We start from the raw sequence: 4,783 nt of genomic DNA, 5'->3' as shown, positions 1-4,783 counted from the left end.
TACTTAGAACTCTCACAATCTTACTTGCACAGTTTCCTTTATATTGTAGATGATATGTCTCACATAATTCTTTGAATTGTTTAAGTCCTGCTTCTTCATCATTGACTTCAAATTCTAATTCATAATCAGTGATTCCATTGTAATGATTCTCATCAAGAGATAACATGCCTGAATCAAAAGGAACATCTCTTCTAATAGTAGTTAAAGAATAAGACTGTTTAATAAGACTTAAATCAAAGCCCTTGTCTCTTAATAAGCATGTAATTTCATTATCAGGCATCTGCCCATTTTGAATCATGATGAGATCTTCTTTTGTAATCTCTAGGTTATGTTCCATACGGCCATTTGCGGCAGGTGTTTTAAGTGTCATCTCATAATAGCCTTCCTTTTCTCTAATACGAAGACTATAGCGTAATGCACCCAATTCAATACTTGTAAGATAATAGTTTGTCTGACTATAAGTATGCCCTGTAAAATCATTCATCAATTGATGGAAAACCTCCTCAGTAAGCAGCATCTTATATTCTATTTCAAGATTCTTTTCCATAATATCTCCTTATTTTTCTAAAATTATATACTTGTCAAACAACCCAGTCAATACAAGTCATATTGCTTAAAAAGCTAATAGAAAGTATAATAATAACGGTGATGAAAAAATGAAAAGATATGCGATTGTGTCAAAAAAAGATGATGTATCCCGTCATCTTGCAGCTTTAATTAAAGAAGAACTCAAGGAACTGACTTACGATGAAGAACATCCAGAGATAGTGATATCTGTAGGTGGAGATGGGACAATGATCTATTCTATCCATCGTTATGAGCATGTTTTAAATGATGTTTCTTTTGTAGGAATCCATACAGGAACACTTGGATTCTTTACAGATTATTTAAAAGATGAGTATAAACAGCTTGTAGAAGATATTCTTACAAAAGAACCAGAGATTTTTGATCGACATCTCTTACGTATTTCTTATAATGGAGAAATCTTTCATGCATTAAATGAAATGCGTATAGAAAATAGTTATCGTTCACAGGTGATTGATATGTATGTGAATGATGAACATATGGAAACATTTAGAGGAAATGGGCTTTGTGTAAGTACACCATCAGGTTCTACAGCATTGAATAAGTCATTAGGAGGTGCAGTGATCAATCCTAGTTTAAGATTGATGCAGGTGACTGAAATAGCGGGTATTCATCATAATGCTTATCGTTCTTTAGGTAGTCCTCTTATTTTAGGAGAAGAGGATGTTGTACGCTTTGAGACAGATTTTAATGAAAATGCGGTTTTAGGCATAGATACAGATATATATGAATTAAAGGATCATGATGTCATAGAAGCACGTCTTTCTAAGCGTGTAGCACATTTTTGTAATTACCGTCATATATCTTTTGTGAAGAGATTGAGGAAATCATATCTATGATCTTACAATTTGAAATAGATGCACAGCATGTGGATATGCGTTTAGATGAATTCTTCTATTTACATGGTATCTCTAAGAAACTAGTGAAAGATTCTAGGAATCATGGAGAAATATTGGTGAATGGAGAAAAGCAGTATTTGTGTTATAAAACAGTTGAGGGAGATAGTGTTGCGATTGTCTTCCCTAAAGAAACAAGTAATGTGATTCCTGTAGATATCCCTTTGAAGGTTGTTTATGAAGATGATTATTTGATGATCATTGATAAACAGCCCAACCTTGCCTGTATCCCTGTTAAGAAGTACTTAACAGAGTCGGTGGGGAATGCTATTATGTATTACTATAAAGTGAATCATATTGAGAGTGCGATACATCTTGTCAATCGACTTGATAAAGAAACGTCAGGATTAATGATGATTGCGAAAAGTCGTTATGTTCATGATGCTTTTTCTCATGATATCAAGCAGGTGAAACGTGTGTATCATGCACTTGTCGAAGGCAATCCAGGGCAGGGAACAGTAAATGCTCCTATTGATCACGCAGAAGGCCATGGGACAAAAAGAGAAGTAAGAGAAGGCGGTAAAGAAGCAATCACCCATTACCGTACTATTAAAACAATTGGAGAGTATTCTCTGGTAGAATGTAAGTTAGAAACTGGACGTACGCATCAGATACGTGTTCACATGGCTTATTTAGGATGTCCACTTGTTGGAGATCCACTTTATGGTGAAGGAGAAGGCTTTTATCTAGATAGTGTAGAAATAGCTTTTAGACATCCTATCACACAGCAATGTATGACTTTAAAGAAGGTGTTTAACGATGTACGAATTAAAAAAATTGAATCTTAAGCAGTCAGAAAAATATATGACTTATAAATGTAATGAATATGGAAAGCACTATAAGAAGTTCTCTAGACTTATTCCTGTAGTTGTGATTATCACATTAGTGGCTGCATTTATTATTCCATCTCAGGCTAAAGTAATCTATGCTCTTGGGGTGGCTATTACTGCTGGATTATTCTTCATGGTTTATAGCTATTATAAACAGATGGTGAGCTTAAAAGAGGTACCTACAGTACCTTGTGAATATGTGGTTACACCCGTCAAGTACAATGAAAGAGTCCAGCTTAAGACAACTAAAGGGGATGATCTCTTATTCGCATTTGTAGAAAAGAGTCGTTCTATTTATAAGAACGAAAGAGAAGCACTTATTATCTATGTGCCTGAATCAGGACATATTTATGGTGAACATGTAGCTTTACTTAAAGATATTAAGGGATGAGTATTAAAAAACGGCATACCTCATAAGAGGTATGTCGCTTTTTAATATTGTTTATGTTTTACATCGCGAAGCTTATTCTGATAATCGATATCAATAATAACACCTAATGCGAACATATATGAAAGTAATGAAGATCCACCATATGACAACATTGGTAAAGTGATACCAGTAATAGGAAGTAATCCAAGAATCATTCCAATATTCCATGTCTGCTGGAAGATGAGACAACCAAATGTTCCCATGATAAATGTCTTATCACGAATATTATCACTCTTTAAGCCGATACTTAAGATAATGACATCAAATGCTGCAATTGTAAGTAAGGTGATGAATGCACCTACATAACCAAAATCAGTCGCAATAACAGAGAAAATAAAGTCTGTCTGACCTTCAGGGAAGACTTTGACAACAGCTCTAAAGCCATGTCCAAACCATCCGGCTGTACCATAAGATAACTGAGCAAACCATGACTGTAACCCCTGGTTGCCTGTTGTTCCTTCAGGGTCTAACCAACCATAAATACGGGATAATTTATGTCCTGAAATAAGAGATGTGAAGATACCATTCTGGTAGATAAATAAATAAGCCAGTCCAAGTACACCGACAAGGGCGACGATAATAATAAATAGGAACCAATTCTTATTCATACCACTTGATAATAATACAAAGAAGACTGCTGCCATAATAATCATCATAACTCCTGAGTCATTCTGTAAATAAATAAGAATAGCAGGGGGTAAAGAAATCTTCATCACTTGGATGATATACTGGATTTCACTATCAGTTGTTTTGACTAATATACGCTCATTATATTCCTGTGTAATTTTCGCAAGATACATAACCATGATAATCTTCATAAATTCAGAAGGCTGAAAAGTGAAGCCTGGGATGTTATACCAGGAAGTAGCACCATTTGTGAATTTTGCGAGAGGTACTATATGAATATGTAATAGTTTTGTATAGACAAAATGATCTATTGCAAGTCCAATAAGTAATACAATAAAAACCATGTAGAGTGTTTTTATATGATTATATAGGGTATCTTGACCAATCTTATAGATGATATAACTTAGAATACCGCCTAATAAATAATATAGAGCCTGCTTTAACCAAAGCATGTAAGGATTTGCGACGTTGGTCATAATTGGTGCAGCACTTGCAACTGCAAGACAACTGATTGCACCAAACAATATAACTAAGGCAATGAGAGGATATTTCTTGAGTGTTTCTTCAAGCTTTTCCATGCGTGCCCTCCTTTTTTCTTTTTACTTTTTTCATTCTTATAGTATACTATATTTTAAAGATACTTCAATAAAAAGGAGTGTGTATAAAGTGTCTAAAAATATGATGATTGGTATTATTGCAGCAGTGGTAGTTGTGCTTATTATTGTTGTGATGATGACTCGTAAAAAGAAAACAAGTAAAGAAGAATGTCCGATTGATGCGGATCTATTAATTAAGGCATTAGGTGGTAAAGACAACATTACTGCTTTAGAAGCATCACCTTCTAAATTAAAGGCAACTTTAAAGCAGGATAAGGATCTTGATATTGAAACAATTAAAACGCTTGGTGCAAGTGGCATTGTAGCAGGGCATTTAACACTAACTATGATTTTCGGTAAAGCGTCAAGTGTTATATGTGAAACAGTTTTAGAAAAAATCAAATAAGAGGTATTCACAATGAAATTCAAGATGGTACATGAAAACTATAACGTTAAGAATCTAGATGCGTCTCTTAAATTCTATGAAGAAGCATTAGGCTTAACTGAAAGAAGACGTATTGTGAGTGAAGATGGAAGCTTCATTATTGTCTATGTTGGTAATGAAACAACTCCATTTGAATTAGAACTCACATGGCTTAAAGATCATCCACAGGCTTATGATATTGGAGAAGAAGAATTCCATTTAGCCTTTCATGTAGATGATTATGAAGGGGCACATGCATTACATGAAAAGATGGGATGTATCTGTTTTGAAAACCCTTCAATGGGCATCTATTTTATCCAGGATCCAGATGGATACTGGCTTGAAATCATACCTGAAAAATAGTCTAGGAAATGCATGCTGCATTTCCTTTTTTT

The 4,783-nt window shown here is 34.4% G+C and carries 7 protein-coding genes (1 of these 7 cut by a window edge); 5 read left to right on the top strand and 2 right to left on the bottom strand.

What is annotated here, in order from left to right; all coding sequences use genetic code 11:
* Positions 1 to 547, bottom strand: partial view of a CYTH domain-containing protein gene (locus B2S90_RS00040; RefSeq protein WP_286696351.1) — the 5' portion only. It extends 26 nt beyond the left edge of the window; the window shows 547 of its 573 coding nt (coding positions 1-547); the start codon lies at positions 545 to 547; its stop codon lies beyond the left edge, outside the window.
* A gap of 109 nt (positions 548 to 656) precedes the next feature.
* On the opposite strand from B2S90_RS00040, the gene B2S90_RS00035 reads away from it, so the two are divergent.
* Genes B2S90_RS00035 through B2S90_RS00025 form a run of 3 tightly spaced genes read left to right on the top strand, consistent with a single transcriptional unit; the run spans position 657 to position 2,702 of the window.
* The gene (locus B2S90_RS00035; RefSeq protein WP_278778571.1) at positions 657 to 1,424 is read left to right on the top strand and encodes an NAD kinase; all 768 of its coding nucleotides are present in this window, start codon (positions 657 to 659) and stop codon (positions 1,422 to 1,424) included.
* Positions 1,421 to 2,269 (top strand): RluA family pseudouridine synthase, encoded by an 849-nt coding sequence (locus B2S90_RS00030; RefSeq protein ID WP_286696350.1) that lies wholly within the window; start codon positions 1,421 to 1,423, stop codon positions 2,267 to 2,269. The genes B2S90_RS00035 and B2S90_RS00030 overlap by 4 nt, the downstream gene beginning before the upstream one ends.
* Positions 2,241 to 2,702 carry a hypothetical protein gene (locus B2S90_RS00025; RefSeq protein ID WP_055233678.1) on the top strand — a complete coding sequence of 154 codons (462 nt, stop codon included), beginning with the start codon at positions 2,241 to 2,243 and terminating at the stop codon, positions 2,700 to 2,702. Before B2S90_RS00030 ends, B2S90_RS00025 begins: the two co-directional genes overlap by 29 nt.
* Before the next feature lie 41 nt (positions 2,703 to 2,743).
* On the opposite strand, the gene B2S90_RS00020 is transcribed toward B2S90_RS00025, so the two are convergent.
* Entirely contained in the window at positions 2,744 to 3,946 is a 1,203-nt protein-coding gene (locus tag B2S90_RS00020) for an FtsW/RodA/SpoVE family cell cycle protein (protein WP_278778575.1), read from the bottom strand.
* An 88-nt stretch (positions 3,947 to 4,034) separates the two neighbouring features.
* Here B2S90_RS00020 and B2S90_RS00015 point away from each other — a divergent pair, with 88 nt between their 5' ends.
* A complete protein-coding gene (locus B2S90_RS00015) occupies positions 4,035 to 4,370 on the top strand; it encodes a PTS transporter subunit EIIB (RefSeq protein ID WP_050772230.1) in 336 nt (111 codons plus the stop codon).
* 12 nt (positions 4,371 to 4,382) lie between these two features.
* On the top strand, positions 4,383 to 4,751 hold the full coding sequence (locus tag B2S90_RS00010; protein WP_055233680.1) for a VOC family protein: 369 nt from the start codon (positions 4,383 to 4,385) through the stop codon (positions 4,749 to 4,751).
* The last annotated feature ends 32 nt before the right edge of the window (positions 4,752 to 4,783 follow it).

Origin of the sequence: Catenibacterium sp. UBA627, from assembly GCF_002299355.1 — a bacterium.
Taxonomy (GTDB): Bacteria; Bacillota_I; Bacilli_A; order Erysipelotrichales; family Coprobacillaceae; genus Catenibacterium; species Catenibacterium mitsuoka.
Note: the sequence above shows the minus strand (reverse complement) of the source record. Positions and strands in the feature narration are given on the sequence as shown.

Bases quoted from the DNA above. Each gene is read 5' to 3' on its own strand.
- B2S90_RS00010 (WP_055233680.1), top strand. From the start codon at position 4,383: ATGAAATTCAAGATGGTACATGAAAACTATAACGTTAAGAATCTAGAT.
- B2S90_RS00025 (WP_055233678.1), top strand. From the start codon at position 2,241: ATGTACGAATTAAAAAAATTGAATCTTAAGCAGTCAGAAAAATATATG.
- B2S90_RS00035 (WP_278778571.1), top strand. From the start codon at position 657: ATGAAAAGATATGCGATTGTGTCAAAAAAAGATGATGTATCCCGTCAT.
- B2S90_RS00030 (WP_286696350.1), top strand. From the start codon at position 1,421: ATGATCTTACAATTTGAAATAGATGCACAGCATGTGGATATGCGTTTA.
- B2S90_RS00020 (WP_278778575.1), bottom strand. From the start codon at position 3,946: ATGGAAAAGCTTGAAGAAACACTCAAGAAATATCCTCTCATTGCCTTA.